Genomic DNA, 15,724 nt, shown 5'->3' with positions numbered 1-15,724 from the left:
CTGATCCACAAAATCGTTGACACCGCAGAGTGGTTTGCGTTACAAAGTACTCATGAGCAATTCAAAGCAGAGACCCTCGGATGCCGCGGCGCACGCCGAGCGGACGCCGAACGTCGACGACGACGCGCCCCTCGATCCCGCCGCGATGTACGCGCTGATGCAGAACCAGCAGCGCAGCATCGAGAGTCAGGTGAACGGATTCGTGCCGGTGATCACCATGGCGTGGGGGCTGACGTGGCTTCTCGGGTTCGGCGCGCTGTGGCTGATCGACGGCGCACGGCCCGGCTTCGCGCTGGCGATGCCGGTCGCGATCGGGATCTTCGTCGCCTGCGTCGCGGTGACATCGGCGCTCTCCGCGTGGCTCGGCATCCGCAGCGGCCGTGGCCTGCGAGGCAGCACCGCGGCCGCGTTCACGGGCACCGCGTACGGGGTCACCTGGGGAGTCGGCGCTACGGCGCTCGGAGTGCTCGGCGGAGCTCTTCGTTCGGCGGGCATGACGGCCGAGATGGCGAACTTCTACTACCCGAGCGCCTACGTGTTCTTCGCGGGCATCATGTACATGATCGCGGGAGCCATCTGGCGCACGGTGCCGTCTCTCGTCGCCGGCATCTGGCTCGTCGCGATCGCCGCGGCGGCGCCCTACTTCGGATATCCGAACCACTACCTCTTCCTCGCCCTCGCCGGCGGGCTCGCGTTCATCGCGCTCGCCGTTCTCTCGCTCGTGCGACTGCGCCGACTGCGCGCGGCTGCGTCGGGGAGCGCGCGCCGTGGATGAGCTCGATCCCGTCATCCACGCTCAGGCGAGACTGCGCATCATGGCCGCGCTCTCGACGCTCGAACTCGACGAGAGCATCTCGTTCCCGCGCCTGCAGGAGCTGCTCGACATGACCGCCGGCAACCTATCCACCCACCTGCGCAAGCTGGAGGACGCCAGCTACGTCGACATCACCAAGGCCCACAAGGGCCGCACCCCGATCACCTACCTCGGCCTCAGCAAGAAGGGCCGCCGCGCGTTCGAGGACTACATGGACAACCTACGCACAGTGTTAGGGGAACAGAGATGAACGACCTCCTCGCCCGGCTCGATCACGTGACGCGCCGCTTCGGCGACGTGACGGCTCTCGACGACGTCAGCCTCGACATCCGCCCCGGCCAGATCATGGGCATGCTCGGCCCGAACGGCGCCGGCAAGTCCACTCTGCTCACGCTCGTGCAGGGCCTGCGCCGCGCCTCGAGCGGAACCGTCGAACTGTTCGGCGGTTCGCCGCAGGACGCCCGCAACCGCAGGCTGCTCGGCTGCACACCGCAGGCCACCGCGCTGCCCGAGACGCTGAAGGTGGGTGAGGTCGTCGACTTCGTCGGGGCGCACTTCGAGTCGCCGGTTCCGCGGGCCGAGCTGCTCGCCGAGTTCGGGCTCACCGAGCTCGCGCGTAAGCAGACCGGCGCGCTCTCCGGCGGGCAGAAGCGGCGGCTGAGCGTCGCGCTCGCCTTCGTCGGCCGGCCGAAGCTCGTGCTGCTCGACGAGCCGACCACCGGACTCGACGTCGACGCGCGACGGGTGCTCTGGGACGCCATCCGCTCCCAGCACGACCGCGGGGCGACCGTCGTCATCACCAGCCACTACCTCGAGGAGATCGAGCAGCTCGCCGAGCGCGTCGTCGTGATCGACCGCGGACGGGTGCTCGAAGACGACAGCCTCGGCAACGTGCTGGGCCGCGTGAGCCTGCGCCGGCTCACCCTCGAGTCTGACTTCACCGCGGCGATCGGCGAACTGCCGGGCGTCGTCGGGCTCGAGACCGGTCCGGCCGGGCTCTCGACCCTCTACTCGCAAGACTCCGACGCCCTCGTCGCCAGGCTCGTGACCTCCGGCATCCCGTTCCGCAACCTGTCGGTGCGCGGCGCGACCCTCGAAGAAGCCTTCCTCACCCTGACCGAACGGGAGACCGTCTGATGAGCGCCGTGAACCTGACCTTCGTCCACGCCAAGTACTCGCTTCTCGAGACCGCGCGAGTGCCGATCGCGGTCATCAGCGCCCTGGCCTTCCCGGCGCTGTCGCTGCTCTTCTTCGTGGTGCCGCAACGCGCCGTCGCCGAGAACCCGCTCTGGGCCACGCAGGCCGTCATCTCGCTGAGCGTGTTCGCGGTGCTCGCGAACTCCCTCTTCAGCTTCGGCCTCGGCATCGCGGAGAACCGCGAGAAGCCCTGGGACCCCTACCTGCGCACGCTACCCGCGCCCGGCATCTCCCGCGTGCTCGGGCATCTCTTCTCCACCGGCGCGATCGCGATCGCCGCGATCATTCCCGTCGTGGTGCTCGGAGCCCTGTTCACCGCGGCGGAGGCGTCGTGGTGGCGTGTTCTTCTCGGACTGGTCGCGCTCGCGGCATCCGCCCTGCCCTTTATGCTTCTCGGCATCTGCATCGGCTACTCGATGCCGGCGAAAGCGGCCATCGCCGTCGTGCAGGTCGTGATGTTCGGCCTCGCATTCGGCGGCGGGCTGTTCCTGCCGCCGGAGATCTTTCCCGACTGGCTCGAGTCGATCTCGCGGTTCCTGCCCTCCCGTCACGCCCGCGAGATCGTCGTCTGGGCGGTGCAGGGCGGCGACCTCGAGACCTGGGCGTGGGTCGGCTGGCTGTGCTGGACCGCGGTCACGCTCACGGCGGCCCTCGTGCTCTTCCGCCGCGACGAGGGGCGCCGCTACCGCTGACCGCTGACTGTTACGAAGTGGGTCAGCTCTTTACCTCGTGTGTCCGGCGCACTCGACCGCGGGCCGTCGCGTGCCTAGCGTCGAAGCGTGACGATAAACGGCCAGCAGCTACCCAGACGCGAGGGACACCTCGTTCTCGGGGCGACCGTGCGCACCCTCGGAGCGTGGCCGTCGGGCTGGCGGCGGGACGGCGCGCACCGCGACCCCCGCGAAGACCGCGCGGTGCTGCGGCGCCTCGCCGAGACGGCCGAGGCGGCCGGGCTCGACTTCCTCTTCTTCGGCGACTGGCTGGCGACCGCGCCGGAGTTCGAGCACACCGATCCGTATCTTCTGGCGCGTGTCGAGCCGTTCGCCGCGATCTCCTACCTCGCGGCGCTGACCGAGCGCATCGGGCTCGTCGCCACGGTCAGCTCCGCGCACTCGGAGCCGTACACGACTGCGCGCTCGTCGGCGTCGATCGACCTGCTCAGCGGCGGACGGGTCGCCCTGTGCGTCGCGACCGGCGCCGAGGCGCGATCGGCGAGCAACTTCGGCTGGGACACCGTGCACAGCGACGCCGACCGTTTCGCCGCCGCGGGCGAGTTCATCGAGATCCTGCGCGGACTCTGGGACAGCTGGGAAGACGACGCCTTCGTGTCGGATGCCTCGACCGGGCGTCTCATCGACCAGTCCAAGCTGCATCCGCTCAACTTCGTCGGCGCCTACCGGGCGTCGACCGGACCGCTCAACGCCGTGCGCCCGCCGCAGGGCCACCCGCCGATCGCCGTCGTCGGCGGCTCGCTGGGTGCCCGGCACCTCGCCGCGCGCGACGCCGACCTGCTGTTCGCCAGCCCGCGCACCTTCGACGAGGCCGTCGAGCAGTACGTGGTCGCGAAGCAGCAGGTGGCCCGTGAGGGCAGGCGGGCTCACGAGTTCCGCATCGTGATGCCGATCATGCCCGTCGTCGCGCCGACCCGCGAGGAGGCGTGGGACGCCTACGACGAACTCGTCGACCTGGTTCCCCTCCCCGACGAGCAGCCGGCCCGCGAGCCGCTCGCCCTGCCCGCCAACCGCAGCGTGCGCACCCTGGCGAGTGTGCTCGGCGTGCCGCTCGCGGGCGTCAGCCTCGACGACGCGGTGCCGGTGCGCATCGCCGCGCGGTTCAGCTCGCTCGGCACGCAGCTCGTCGAGGTCGTCCGGTCCCGGTCGGGTCGAACCGTCGGCGGGCCACGCCCGACCACCTACCGTCAGCTGCTCGTCGCGCACGCGGTGACCGCGCCCGTGCTCGTCGGGTCGGGCGCCGACATCGCCGACCACTTCGAGACCTGGTTCAGGGCGCGGGCCGTCGACGGCTTCACGATCCTCTCCGCGTTCTCCGCCGCAGCGAGCGGCACTGGTGACTCGTTCGACGCCTTCGCCACACTGGTGGTGCCCGAACTGCAGCGCCGCGGGCTTTTCCGCACCGACTACGCGGGGGCGACGCTGCGCGAGCACCTCGGCCTCCCCGCCGTGCCCAACACCCGGCTCCGCGTACAACTCCAGCCCCTTTAGATCTCCGCAAAGGACCATCATGACCCAGCCGTTGAAAGTCGTCGCCGTCTCAGGCAGTCTCCACGCGCCATCCAAGACCACCGCCCTGGTGCGGGAGATCCTCGCGTCGCTCGGGTCGACCGTACCGATCGACGCGCACGTGATCGAGGTGGCGGACATCGGCCCGGAGTTCGCCGGCGCGCTGCGCCGCGACCAGCTGCCCGACTCGGTCGAGCAGGAGCTGCTGCGCATCGAGGGGGCCGACCTGCTGATCGTCGCGAGCCCCGTCTACCGCGCGTCGTTCACGGGACTGTTCAAGCACCTGTTCGACTTCGTCGGCCAGTACGCCCTCGTCGACACGCCCGTGCTGCTCGTCGCGACCGGCGGAAGCGACCGGCACGCGCTCATCCTCGAGCACCAGTTCCGCCCGCTGTTCGGCTTCTTCCAGGCGCTGACACTGCCGATCGGCGTGTACGCCAACAACTCCGACTTCGACAACTACAAAGTCTCGTCGCTGCAACTGCAGGAGCGCATCGACCTCGCGATCGCCCGCGCGCTGCCGCTCATCCGACGCAGCGTCGTCGAGACCGCGGCGATCTCGCACCAGATCTAGACTCCGACCCGCAGATAGGATCACCGAATGACCGAGATCGCCCCCAGCACAGCCGCCGACGCCCGCGACCGCATCGAGCGGGGTGCCCTGCTCATCGACGTGCGCAGCGACGCCGGACGCGAGGCCAACGGCGCGATCGAGGGAGCGACCGTCGTTGCCAAGGCGGATGTCGCCGCGTTCGCGGAGACACTCGACAAGGACCGCGAGGTCGTGATCTTCTGCGGGACGACAGCCGGTTCCGGCCCCGTCGCCGACTACCTCGACGAGCACGGCTTCAAGGCCGTCTCGCACGTCGACGGCGGCTTCGAGGCACTGCGCGACGCCACCGGTTCGTGACCTCGAGCGAGTCGGCCGACGTCGTCGTGATCGGCGGCGGCGCGATGGGCAGTGCCGCGGCCTGGCAGCTCGCCTCCCGCGGTCGCGACGTGCTGCTGCTCGAGCGATTCCAGCCCCTGCACAAGAACGGCGCCTCCCACGGCGCGACGCGCAACTTCAACCAGTCGTACGCCGACCCCACCTACGTGAGCATGCTCGTCGAGGCGCTGCCGCTGTGGCGCGAGCTGGAGGCGTCGAGCAGTCAGAGGCTGCTCTCGTCTGTCGGCGTCGCCAACCACGGCGACAACCCGGCCTTCGACGCCGTGCACGCCGCCCTCGCCGCGGCCGGGATACCGAGCGAATTCCTCCCCGTCGACGAGGCCCAGCGGCGGTGGCCCGGCATCCGGTTCGACTCGCGGGTGCTGTTCAACGCCCAGGCCGGGCAGTTGAACGCCGACCGCGCGGTCACAGCCCTTCAGGGGGCGGCGGCCGAGTCCGGCGCGGAGGTGCGCCACGGCGCGCGCGTCACCTCGCTGCGAGTTCTCGGCGACGACGAGGTGCGCGTCACGTACACCACCGCTGATTCCGAGCACACGGTCGTCGCCCGCCGGGTCGTCGTCACCGCGGGCGCCTGGACCGAGAAGCTGCTCGCCGGCGTCACCGCACACCCGCGGCTGGTCGTCAGCCAGGAACAGCCGGCGCACTTCGCCGTTCGCGACCCGGAGCTGCAGTGGCCGGGGTTCAACCACGCCCCGTCGGCCGGGGATGCCCGTTATGACTACTGGTACACCGCCGTCTACGGCATGTTCACGCCGGGGGAGGGCGTCAAGGCCGGATGGCACGGCGTCGGGCCCGTGCTCGATCCCGACGCTCGCACCTACACCCCGGAACCGGTGCAACTCGCCGCCCTGCAGCGCTACGCCCGGGAGTGGCTGCCCGGCGTCGACGCCGACGCGCTCGTGCCGATCAGCTGCACCTACACGACGACGCCCGACTCGAACTTCGTCATCGACCGCGCCGGACCGATCGCGGTCGGGGCGGGTTTCTCCGGGCACGGCTTCAAGTTCACGCCGACGGTGGGCCGCATCCTCGCCGACCTCGTCGACGGACGGCCCGCGCCGGCTCTCTTCTCGCTGACCGCGCCGCGCTGATCGGCCGCACGGGGCGACCGTGCCGCGCTAGGAAGGGGCTCGCGAGACCCGCGCAGCCGCTAGGCCGGTACCGCTGCCAGCTCGTCGTAGGTGGCGAACTTCGTGGCGATGTCGCTGCCGGTGAAGTTTCCGACCCAGCCGTCGTCGTCGTGGAAGAAGCGCACCGACACGTACTCGGGGCGGGTTCCCATGTCGAACCAGTGGGTGGTGTTCTCGGGCACCGAGATAACGTCGCCGGCCTCGCAGAAGACCGCGTAGACCTTGCCCTCGACGCGCAGGTAGAAGACGCCGGAGCCGCGGGCGAAGAAGCGGTCCTCGTCGTCGTCGTGCTGGTGCTCGCTGAGGAACTTCTGGCGCGCGGTGGCGGCGAGCTCGGCATAGGCCGGATCGTCGGATGGCGCGATCGATACGACATCGACGAGGGTGTAGCCCTGCGCGGCGTTCACCGCGTCGATCTCGGTGCGGTATGCCGCAAGCACCTCGTCCTGCGTCGGGGTCGCCGAGAGCTCCTTGAGCTCCCAGCGGGAGAAGCGCACGCCGAGCGGCGAGAGGGTGTCGCCGATGAGGGCGGCGTCGCGGGTCTGCAGTACGGGGGTGGTCTCGTCGGTTTCGTCCCACACGGTCAATAGAGTCATGTGCCCATGCTATTTCCGCACCCCTCCGGCACGCGCCCCGAAGCCCCAGCGGGCGTAATACGGGGTCACAGAATTGGGCGATAGCACGCGGCAGTTGGTTGCATGAGCGAACCACACCCCGACCCCACGGAGATCCGACACATGGCCCACTCACGCAGCATCACGTTCGCCGCCCTCGCGGCGACAGCCATCATCGCGCTCACCGGCTGCGCGCAGTCCAGCGGCGACGCCGCCGAGGGGTCGACGAAGACCACGACGGCCGCGAGCGCGCCGCTGCCCGCCCCGTTCGACGGCGACCCGGTCAGTGTGGCGCTCGTGCGCCAGAGCGGCGCCGGCGACTACTTCGAGGCCTGGGGGGCCGGGGCGAAGTCGCAGGCCGCCGCCGCGAACATCGACCTCACCATCACCGACGCCCGCAACGACAACGCGAAGCACGCGAGCGACCTCGAGCAGGCCATCGCGTCGGAGCCCGACGCGATCATCGTCGACCACGGCCAGACCGACACGCTGCAGCCCCTCATCACGAAGGCCGTCGATGCGGGCATCCCCGTCGTCGTCTACGACCTCGCCCTCACCGACGCGACCGGCGTCATCACCACCTCGCAGTCCGACGAGTCGATGGCCAGTGGCGTGCTCGACCAGCTGATCGCCGACGTCGGCGACGGCGCCAAGGTCGGCTACGTGTCGGCGACCGGTTTCGCCGCGCTCGACCGCCGCGCCGTCGTCTGGGACTCCTTCGTCGCCGACCACGACCTCGACGTCGTCTTCTCCACCGGCAAGGTGAGCGAGTCCACCGCGAGCGACAACATCCCCCTCGTCGACGCCGCCCTGAAGCAGAACCCCGACGTCGAGGCCATCTTCGCCCCCTACGACGAGATCACCAAGGGCGCCGTGCAGGCCGTCATCCAGAACAACCTGCAGTCGAAGGTCAAGGTGTACGGCATCGACATCTCCAACGCCGACCTCGAGGTCATCAACCAGGCCGACAGCCCCTGGGTCGCGACATCCGCCACCGATCCCGCGGCCGTCGGCGCGGCCGTCGTGCGCTCGCTCGCACTGCACCTCGCCGGCCAGCTCGACCAGGACGACGTGCAGTTCCCCGCCATCGTCATCACGCAAGACTTCCTCGCCGAGAACGAGGTCGACAACGTCGACTCCCTGCGCGAGGCAGAGCCGAGCCTGACCCTCGACACGACCGTCGTCGCAGACTGGCTGCCCGCCACCTCGTGACCTCGGTTCCACTCGCACCGCCGAATCCCGCCGAGGGAGACGCCCGCCCCGCGGACGTCTCCCTCGGCGTGGTGTCGCTCCGCGGGGTCTCGTTCTCCTACGGTACGAACGTCGTGCTGCGCGACGTGAACCTCGACTTCGCGCCGGGAAGCATCACCGCGCTGCTCGGGGCGAACGGCGCGGGCAAGTCCACACTGATCAAGGCGCTCTCGGGCGCCAACCCCCGCTACACCGGGTTGATCTCCGTCGCGGGAGAGGAGGCCGCGCTCTCGAGCCCCACCGTCGCCCGCCACCTCGGCATCTCCGCCGTGCACCAGAAAGTGGCCGACGGCATCGTTCCGGGGCTCACCGTCGCCGAGAACGTGCTGCTCGACGACCTCGCCGGCGGGCTCCGCGGTGCGCTGCGCAACCGGCGCCGCGACCTCGCGAACGCCCGGACCGCCCTCGCCGTGCTCGGACTGCACTGGTCGGACCGTGTGCTCGGCCAGGACGCCAGAGACCTGAGGATCTCGGATGCCCAGCTGGTGACACTGGCTCGCGCACTGCGCAGCACGCCCCGCCTGCTCATCCTCGACGAGCCCACGTCGGCGCTCACCTCGGCCGAGGCCGACCGCCTGTTCGAGGTGCTGCGGGCGCTGCGCGCCGACGGGCTCGCCATCGTCTACGTCTCGCACCGGTTCGGCGAGATCGAGGCGCTCGCCGACAGCGTCGTCGTGCTGCGCGACGGCACGGTGCAGAGCCACAGCGACCGCCCCTTCGCCTGGAACGGCATCCTGCACGACATGCTCGGCCGCGCGACCGAGTTGTCGCAGCAGCGGGTGAGCGCCGACCGCGGGGCCACCGTCGTCGCCGAGGTCGACAGCGTTCCCCTGTTGCCGGGCGCCGCTCCCGTATCGCTCACGATCCGCGGCGGCGAGGTGCTCGGCATCCTCGGCCTCATCGGCGCAGGTAAGACCGAGCTCGCCGAGATCCTCGGCGGTCTCGCGCGGCCCGCGGCGGGCACCCTCACGCTGGGCGGCGAGCCCTACGCCCCGCGTCGCCCCGGCGACGCCATCCGCTCCGGGGTCGTGCTCGTTCCGGAGGACCGCCAGCGGCAGGCGATCCTTCCCGGCTGGTCGGTCGCCCACACCATCACCGTGCCCTTCCTCGCCGAGGCGTCGCGGTGGGGCACCCTGCGTACCGGACGCGAGACGGCCCGCGCCGCCGCCGTCGTCGCAGACCTCGACGTCGTGACCGAGTCGGTCGACACCCCGATCGACGACCTGTCCGGCGGCAACCAGCAGAAGGTCGTCGTCGGTCGCTGGCTGTCGGCGTCGCCGCGCCTCGCGGTGCTCGACGAGCCGTTCCGCGGCGTCGACATCGCCGCCCGTCGCGGCATCGGCGACCGGCTCACCGACCTCGCCCGCTCCGGCGGCGCCGCGGTCGTGCTGTCGAGCGACGTCGACGAGATCCTCGAGGTCTCCGACCGCATCGTCGTTCTCGTCGCCGGCGTCGTCGCCCTCGACGGCTATGCCGACGAACTCGACCGGGCGCGCATCGTCGAGGCGTTCCTGGGCGAGACCCAGCCCGCATCAGTACAGACCTCACCGGCACCAGCAGAAGGAATCACGACATGAGCCAGCTCCCCACCGGCCAGGGCTTCTCTGCGCCGCCCCGCGTGGAGGCCGCCATCGACCGCGTTCGTGCGAGCGTCGGCGAACGGGTCTCCGCCGGTGTCGTGCGCTGGGGCTTCGTCGCGGTCACCGTGCTGCTGATCGCGTTCTTCGCCATCACCGAGCCGAACTTCCGCACGGTCGACAACGCCTTCGGCATGCTCAAGTTCATCGCCCCCACCGCGATCGCCGGACTCGGCGTGATGATCGCGATGACTGTCGGCGGCATCGACCTGTCGGTCGGGGCATCCGCCGGCTTCGCCGTCTCTATCGCCGCCTGGACCATGGTCGTCGGCAACCAGGTCGGCGGCGTCGCCGTCGGGGTGGTGCTGCTCTGCGGCGCCCTCATCGGGGCGCTCAACGCGCTGCTCATCGTCGTCGCGCGCATCCCCGACCTGCTCGCCACACTCACCACCATGTTCGTGATCGTCGGGCTGAAACTGCTCATCGTCGACGGCAAGTCGATCTCGTCACGGATGACCCTCGCCGACGGCTCGACGGCGCCGGGCAAGTTCACCGACGACTTCCTCTGGCTCGACCGCGGCAGCATCGGCCCGGTGCCCGTACCGGTCGTGATCTTCGTGCTGCTCACGGCGCTGCTCTGGTTCTTGCTCGAACGCACCCGGTGGGGACGCGCCCTGTACGCCGTGGGTGCGAACTCGGAGGCGGCCCGGCTGGCCGGCATCCGCGTGCAGCTGTACCGCACCGCCGCCTACGTCGGCTGCGGGCTGCTCGCCTCGGTCGCCGGCCTGCTCCTCGCCGCCCGCATCGGCCAGGGCGACGTGAGCGCCGGCAACTCGCTGCTGCTCGACGCCGTCGCCGTGTCGCTCGTCGGCGTCTCGGTGCTCGGCATCGGCCGCCCCAACGCGTGGGGGACCGCCCTCGGGGCCGTGCTCATCGCGGTGATGGTGACAGGCTTCACGATGGTGGGTCTGCCCTATTACGCGCAGGACTTCGGCAAGGGCCTCGTGCTTCTCGTGGCCCTGCTGTTCAGCTTCACGTTCTCCCGCAAGCGCACCGTCGTGGTGGCCGGGAGCATGACCAACTAGCGGGTCTCGAGCTCGCGGGTCTCGATGGCGAAGCGCAGCATCCACTCGATGAGCTCCGCGTGCCAGCGGGCCTGCTTCAGGTCGGCGCCCCACGCGTACATGCCGTGTTTCGCGACGAGCACGACGGGCACCTCGGCGACGTCGGCGGTCGCCGGAAGGTAACGGCTCTCGAACGCGTCGCCGAGCTCCGTCATATCCTGGCTGTTCTGCACGACGGGGATGACCACGGTCTCGTCGTGGGCCAGATGCCCGAGCCCCTTGAGCATCTCGAGGTCGCGAAGCACGACGCCGTCGGGCCAGTGGTGCGCGGCGACCACGGCGGGCAGCGCGTGCACGTGCACGACGGCGCCCGCGCCGGTGATCCGGGCGATTCGGGCGTGCAGCCCGGCCTCGGCCGACGGGCGGTGGCCGGAGCCGCCGCGGCCCTCGACCCGTTCTCCGTCGCGGTCGACGACCACGAAGTCGGCGGCGGTCAGCTCGCCCTTGTCGAGGCCCGACCCGGTGACGGCGAGCAGCAGCGGGTCGCGTTCGAGCGTCACCGACAGGTTGCCCGAGGTTCCGCGCATCCAGCCGAGGCCGGCGAACCGGGCGGCCTCCGCGGCGAGGGCGGTGCCGGCGGCGACGAGGGTCTCGTCGGTGATGCCCTGGGGGGAGAACTGGTTCATGCCGCGACCACCTCGACGTCGTCGAACGACGCCACGACGGGCACGTCGCCGAAGTCGGCCTCGAACCACGGTTCGCCGGGGCGGGAGAACGCGACGACCTGCCAGCCGGCGTCGACGGCCGCGGAGACCTCGTCGGGGTGGTCGGTGAAGAACACGAGGGAGCCGGCGTCGTCGCCGAGAGCGGTGCGGATGGCGGTGTACGACGCGGGGTCCTTTTTGGAACCCGCGCTGACGGTGTCGAAGTAGTCGACGATGAGCGGCGTCAGGTCGCCGTCGGGGGAGTGGCGGAACCACGGCACCTGGCTCGCGACCGAGCCGGAGGAGAATACGGCCAGCCGCACACCGGCGGCGTGCCAGGCGCGCAGGCGTGGGATCACGTCGTCGAAGAAATGGGAGCTGATCTCGCCGCGCGCGAAGCCCTCGGCCCAGATCTGCCCCTGGATCGTCTTGAGCGGTGTGGCCTTCACGTCGTCGGCCATCCACCGCACGAGCACGGCGACGATCTGCTCGGTCGCGGCGTCTTCGGACAGGCCCGCGTCGGCGACGACCTGCTCGCGGGCGGCGGCGATCGCTGGGTCTGCGGCGTGGTCGTCGAGCCAGGCGCCGAGACGGGGCCGCGCGTAGTCGTACAGGTCGCCGAGGATGAAGCCGGCGGCGCTCGTGGTGCCCTCGAGGTCGAGCACGAGCGTGGTCGCGGTGATGCGCAGGGTCACGGGGTTCCTTCGATGGTGGTGGTCACGTCGGCACCGGTGACGACCCAGGTGCGGGCGCGGGCGAGCAGCTCGCGGTAGGCGGCGGGGATCTGCTCGGCCGGCAGGGTGGTGAAGTCGGCGGCGTGTGAGAAGCCGGCGGTGCGGCGGATCGACTCGACTCCGGCGAACAGCCAGGCATCGCTGCGGATGCGGGCGAGCCAGGCCTCGAGGTCGAGCCCGTCAGGAGTGCCGGCGCGCTCCGGCCAGCGTTCCGAGACAGCGGCGATGAACTCGTCCCAGCTCGCGTCGATCGCCGACGCGCGGGCGGCGGCGAGCTCAGTTGCGCCGACTCGCTCTGCGGCGATCGCGGCGATGGAGAGGTTGGCCCAGAACAGTCCGAGGTCCATTCCGACGGGGCCCACGAAGCTGAACTCGGGGTCGAAGATCTTGATCGCCTGCACGCCGTCGCGCTCGCCGATCATGACCGAGCCGGAGTGCAGGTCGCCGTGGATGAGCGCCTCGGCGCGGGTCGCGAACACCTCGCGCACGGTCGCGACCGCGGCGAGCAGCTCGGTGTCGACGTAGAGGGCACGCACCGCGGCATCCATCTCGGGAATCCAGTGGTTGTGGTCGTTGAGGCGGTACGGCTCGTCGAGCACCGCCGTCTCGGTGAGGGCGCACAGCTCGGGGTTCGCGGCGGTGACGACGAGCTCGGCGTGAGCCGCCGGGTCGAGGGCGATGACGCTCGTGGCGAGCGACAGCTCCGCGCTGAACCGGCCGACGACGCGGCCGAGGGAGTCGAAGTCGATCGAGGCGGGTTCGCGGCCCGCGACGACGTCGGCCACCTGGCGCACGAGCACGTCGCGCAGCACGTCGAGGTCGGAGAGGTCTTCCATCACGAGCACGTAGCGGTCGAGGTCGACGGGCTCCACGGTAGGAACACTCGCCGGCACCAGCGCCGAGAGCATCTCGTAGGCGCGCGCCTCCGAGGCGATGCGCACCGGATCGATCGGCCAGTCGGGACCGACGGCCTGCACCCACGGCGGCGCCTGCTTCACGGCGACGCTGCCGAGCGGGCCGCGGGCGATGAACACGCGGTTCATGTTGCCGGCGGTCACCTCGACGACGTCGACCTCGCCGGGGGAGGAAGCCAGTCGAGGCAGCAGACCCGCCCCGTCCAAGTAGCGCACGACGTCGTCGCGGTCGACGAGCAGCTCGTATTCGGTGGTTTCAGCGTTCGTGGTCTCGGTCACCGGGCATCGATTCTGGTTGTGGAGTACTCCGCGAGGGAGCCGGGGGCGAAGGCGCCGCGGTCGGTGACCACAGCCGTGACGAAGCGGGGAGGGGTCACGTCGAACGCCGGGTACCAGGCGTCGGTGACGAGGGCGGATGCCGTGCGGGCGCCCAGCATGGACAGCACCTCTGCGGGGTCGCGGTCTTCGATGACGATGTCGGCACCGGTGGGCACGGATGCGTCCGGCGACTGCACGAGCGCGTAGTACGGCACGTCGAAGGCGTTCGCCGCTACGGCGAGGCCGAGCGTGCCGACCTTGTTGGCGACGCTGCCGTCGAGGCTGACCCGGTCGGCGGCGGTGACGAGGGCGGTGATCGCGCCGAGGCGCGACCCGGGGGCGAGGGCCGCGGCGGCCATGCCGTCTGTGATGAGGGTGACGCGCTGGTCCATCTCGCGCAGGGTGTGCGCGGTCAGTCGCGCGCCCTGCAGGTAGGGGCGGGTCTCGGTCGCCACCCACTCGAAGGTCTTGCCCGCGGCATCCGCCGCCCGCACCAGCTCGATCAGATAGGTGTCCATCCAGCAGTGGGTGAGCAGCCGGGCGCCGTCGTCGAGCAGGGCGACCGTGTGCTCGCCGAGGGCGCGACTGCGTGCTCGGTAGCGCAGGGCGAAGGCGCGAGCGGCGTCGACCGCGGCCTCGAGGAGCTCGGACGTGGAGGTCGCACCGGCGGTCGCGGCGATGACGCTCTCGGCGGCCTCACGCGGGTGGTTGTTGGTGGGGCGAGCATTGGCGAGGGCTTCGGCGGCCGCGGCGAGGCTGGCGCGGGCGTCGTCGAGCGGGAGGCGCTGCGCCTGGAGCGCGGCGAGCTCGAGGCCGGCACAGGCCGCGAAGGTCGGGCCGGAGCTCTGGGTGACCATGGCGGTGATCGCCGCGGCGACCTCCTGCGCGGTGTCGGCGCGTACCCACGCGATGCTCGACGGGAAGACACGGCGGTCGAGGATGAAGACGGCGCCGTCGGCCAGCACCACGGAGTCGTCGAGCGCCGGTAACGCGATGCCGCGATCGATCACTCGTTCCTCCGATGTGCGCCGGGCTCCGGGTGGCGCCGACCCCACGAGAATACCCGGGTTCGGTGGGCCCTCCGGGTGGAGAACGCGGTGTGCGGGCCGCAGCCGCGGAGTCTCGCGGCGGTCGCGTCGCGGATTGTTAACCCGTGTGACGGCGCGGCCGCCCGGCCGGTGCGGCGCGGGCGGCGGCGCCGACGGCTACTCGCTCTTCGGCAGGCCGGGCGGGTTGATCTCCGACGTGGCGAGCGACTCGGAGGTGAGTCCCCAGCGCTCGAGGACCTCGGCGTACTCGCCGCCCTCGATCGCGGCGTTCAGCACGATGCCGACCGACTCGATGAGCCCGTTGCCCTTCGCGGTCGCTGCGGCGATGTCGGCCGTGAGGGGCCAGCCGCCGTTGACGGTTCCGACGAGCTTGGTCTCACCGTCGACGGCCGCGGCGTACGCCGAGGTGGCGTTCGGGCCGAAGTTGGCGTCTGCGCGTCCCGACTTCAGGGCGAGTGCGCCGCTCGCCGTGTCGTCGAAGTAGAGGTACTCCACCGGGTCGAGGCCGGCGGCGATGTTCTCCTCGTCCCACGCCTGGAGGATCTTCTCCTGGTTCGTGCCTGAGCCGACGATGATCTTGAGCCCCGCGACATCCGCCGCCTCCTCTATCGAGTCGATCGGGGAGTCGGCCTTCACGTAGAAGCCGAGCAGATCTTGGCGGTAGCTCGCGAAGTCGTAGAGCTCCTTGCGCTCGTCGGTGACGGTCACGTTGGAGAGGATCAGGTCGTACTTTCCCGACTGGATGCCGAGCGGCCAGTCGGCCCACGCGGCCGCCTGGATGTTCAGCTCGAGGTCGAGACCGTCGGCGACCAGCTGGGCGAGGTCGACCTCGTTGCCGATCAGCGTCGTGTCGTCGTCGGCGTACAGCCCGAGCGGCGCGGCGTACGGGGAGGTGACGACCGTGAGCTTGCCGGCCTCGATCGGCTCGAAGCCGCCGGCCGCGAGCGAGGCGACCGCCTCGGAGACCGCGTCGAGACGCACCCGGTCCTGGTCGGCAGTGAGGTTGAACCGGGATGCTGCGTTCTCCTGCGAGCCGCTGGCCTCGGCGTCGCCGCCGGAGGTGAGCGCGAGGGCGGTGACGCCGCCGCCGACGAGGGCGAGGGCCGCGACTCCGGCGATGACGGCCGCTGTCTTCTTTCTGATTGCCATGGTCTGTTTCCTTTGCTGTG

17 protein-coding genes are annotated in these 15,724 nt (G+C 70.7%); 11 read left to right on the top strand and 6 right to left on the bottom strand.

Annotation, left to right across the window (positions count from 1 at the left end):
• Positions 1-52 precede the first annotated feature (52 nt).
• The 8 genes from ABIE21_RS09650 (at position 53) to ABIE21_RS09615 (ending at position 6,291) form a co-directional block, all read left to right on the top strand.
• Positions 53-775: a hypothetical protein gene (locus ABIE21_RS09650; RefSeq protein ID WP_354024613.1), complete on the top strand. Its 723-nt coding sequence runs from the start codon at positions 53-55 to the stop codon at positions 773-775.
• Entirely contained in the window at positions 768-1,064 is a 297-nt protein-coding gene (locus ABIE21_RS09645; RefSeq protein ID WP_354024612.1) for a transcriptional regulator, read from the top strand. Before ABIE21_RS09650 ends, ABIE21_RS09645 begins: the two co-directional genes overlap by 8 nt.
• The gene (locus tag ABIE21_RS09640; protein WP_354024611.1) at positions 1,061-1,951 is read left to right on the top strand and encodes an ABC transporter ATP-binding protein; all 891 of its coding nucleotides are present in this window, start codon (positions 1,061-1,063) and stop codon (positions 1,949-1,951) included. The genes ABIE21_RS09645 and ABIE21_RS09640 overlap by 4 nt, the downstream gene beginning before the upstream one ends.
• Complete coding sequence (locus ABIE21_RS09635; RefSeq protein WP_354024610.1) at positions 1,951-2,703, top strand: ABC transporter permease; 753 nt, start codon at positions 1,951-1,953, stop codon at positions 2,701-2,703. The genes ABIE21_RS09640 and ABIE21_RS09635 overlap by 1 nt, the downstream gene beginning before the upstream one ends.
• 87 nt (positions 2,704-2,790) lie before the next feature.
• Positions 2,791-4,233 (top strand): NtaA/DmoA family FMN-dependent monooxygenase, encoded by a 1,443-nt coding sequence (locus ABIE21_RS09630; protein WP_354024609.1) that lies wholly within the window; start codon positions 2,791-2,793, stop codon positions 4,231-4,233.
• Between the two features lie 19 nt (positions 4,234-4,252).
• Positions 4,253-4,825, top strand: a complete 573-nt coding sequence (gene msuE / locus ABIE21_RS09625; protein WP_354024608.1) for an FMN reductase — start codon at positions 4,253-4,255, stop codon at positions 4,823-4,825.
• A 27-nt stretch (positions 4,826-4,852) separates the two neighbouring features.
• Positions 4,853-5,161, top strand: a complete 309-nt coding sequence (locus tag ABIE21_RS09620; protein WP_354024607.1) for a rhodanese-like domain-containing protein — start codon at positions 4,853-4,855, stop codon at positions 5,159-5,161.
• Complete coding sequence (locus tag ABIE21_RS09615; protein ID WP_354024606.1) at positions 5,158-6,291, top strand: FAD-dependent oxidoreductase; 1,134 nt, start codon at positions 5,158-5,160, stop codon at positions 6,289-6,291. The genes ABIE21_RS09620 and ABIE21_RS09615 overlap by 4 nt, the downstream gene beginning before the upstream one ends.
• Positions 6,292-6,350: 59 nt before the next feature.
• Here ABIE21_RS09615 and ABIE21_RS09610 read toward each other — a convergent pair whose 3' ends face one another.
• Positions 6,351-6,926: a 1,2-dihydroxy-3-keto-5-methylthiopentene dioxygenase gene (locus ABIE21_RS09610; protein ID WP_354024605.1), complete on the bottom strand. Its 576-nt coding sequence runs from the start codon at positions 6,924-6,926 to the stop codon at positions 6,351-6,353.
• Between the two features lie 102 nt (positions 6,927-7,028).
• On the opposite strand from ABIE21_RS09610, the gene ABIE21_RS09605 reads away from it, so the two are divergent.
• The 3 genes from ABIE21_RS09605 to ABIE21_RS09595 are packed head-to-tail and all read left to right on the top strand — an operon-like array spanning position 7,029 to position 10,857.
• Positions 7,029-8,156, top strand: coding sequence for a substrate-binding domain-containing protein (locus tag ABIE21_RS09605; RefSeq protein ID WP_354024604.1), 1,128 nt, complete (start codon positions 7,029-7,031; stop codon positions 8,154-8,156).
• Positions 8,153-9,772 (top strand): sugar ABC transporter ATP-binding protein, encoded by a 1,620-nt coding sequence (locus tag ABIE21_RS09600; protein WP_354024603.1) that lies wholly within the window; start codon positions 8,153-8,155, stop codon positions 9,770-9,772. The genes ABIE21_RS09605 and ABIE21_RS09600 overlap by 4 nt, the downstream gene beginning before the upstream one ends.
• The gene (locus tag ABIE21_RS09595; RefSeq protein WP_354024602.1) at positions 9,769-10,857 is read left to right on the top strand and encodes an ABC transporter permease; all 1,089 of its coding nucleotides are present in this window, start codon (positions 9,769-9,771) and stop codon (positions 10,855-10,857) included. Before ABIE21_RS09600 ends, ABIE21_RS09595 begins: the two co-directional genes overlap by 4 nt.
• Here the strand turns inward: ABIE21_RS09595 and mtnB are convergent.
• The 5 genes from mtnB to ABIE21_RS09570 form a co-directional block, all read right to left on the bottom strand.
• Positions 10,854-11,522, bottom strand: coding sequence for a methylthioribulose 1-phosphate dehydratase (gene mtnB / locus ABIE21_RS09590; RefSeq protein WP_354024601.1), 669 nt, complete (start codon positions 11,520-11,522; stop codon positions 10,854-10,856). The two genes, ABIE21_RS09595 and mtnB, sit on opposite strands and share 4 nt — an antisense overlap.
• Complete coding sequence (gene mtnC, locus ABIE21_RS09585; protein WP_354024600.1) at positions 11,519-12,235, bottom strand: acireductone synthase; 717 nt, start codon at positions 12,233-12,235, stop codon at positions 11,519-11,521. The genes mtnB and mtnC overlap by 4 nt, the downstream gene beginning before the upstream one ends.
• A complete protein-coding gene (locus ABIE21_RS09580) occupies positions 12,232-13,467 on the bottom strand; it encodes a phosphotransferase (protein ID WP_354024599.1) in 1,236 nt (411 codons plus the stop codon). The genes mtnC and ABIE21_RS09580 overlap by 4 nt, the downstream gene beginning before the upstream one ends.
• Positions 13,464-14,516 (bottom strand): hypothetical protein, encoded by a 1,053-nt coding sequence (locus tag ABIE21_RS09575; RefSeq protein WP_354024598.1) that lies wholly within the window; start codon positions 14,514-14,516, stop codon positions 13,464-13,466. The genes ABIE21_RS09580 and ABIE21_RS09575 overlap by 4 nt, the downstream gene beginning before the upstream one ends.
• Before the next feature lie 195 nt (positions 14,517-14,711).
• Entirely contained in the window at positions 14,712-15,704 is a 993-nt protein-coding gene (locus ABIE21_RS09570; RefSeq protein ID WP_354024597.1) for an ABC transporter substrate-binding protein, read from the bottom strand.
• Positions 15,705-15,724 lie beyond the last annotated feature (20 nt).

The sequence above is a fragment of the Conyzicola nivalis genome, from assembly GCF_040548875.1.
GTDB classification, from domain to species: Bacteria; Actinomycetota; Actinomycetes; order Actinomycetales; family Microbacteriaceae; genus Conyzicola; species Conyzicola nivalis_A.
The sequence above is the reverse complement of the archived record's forward strand: the minus strand, read 5'-3'. Positions and strand labels throughout refer to the sequence as shown.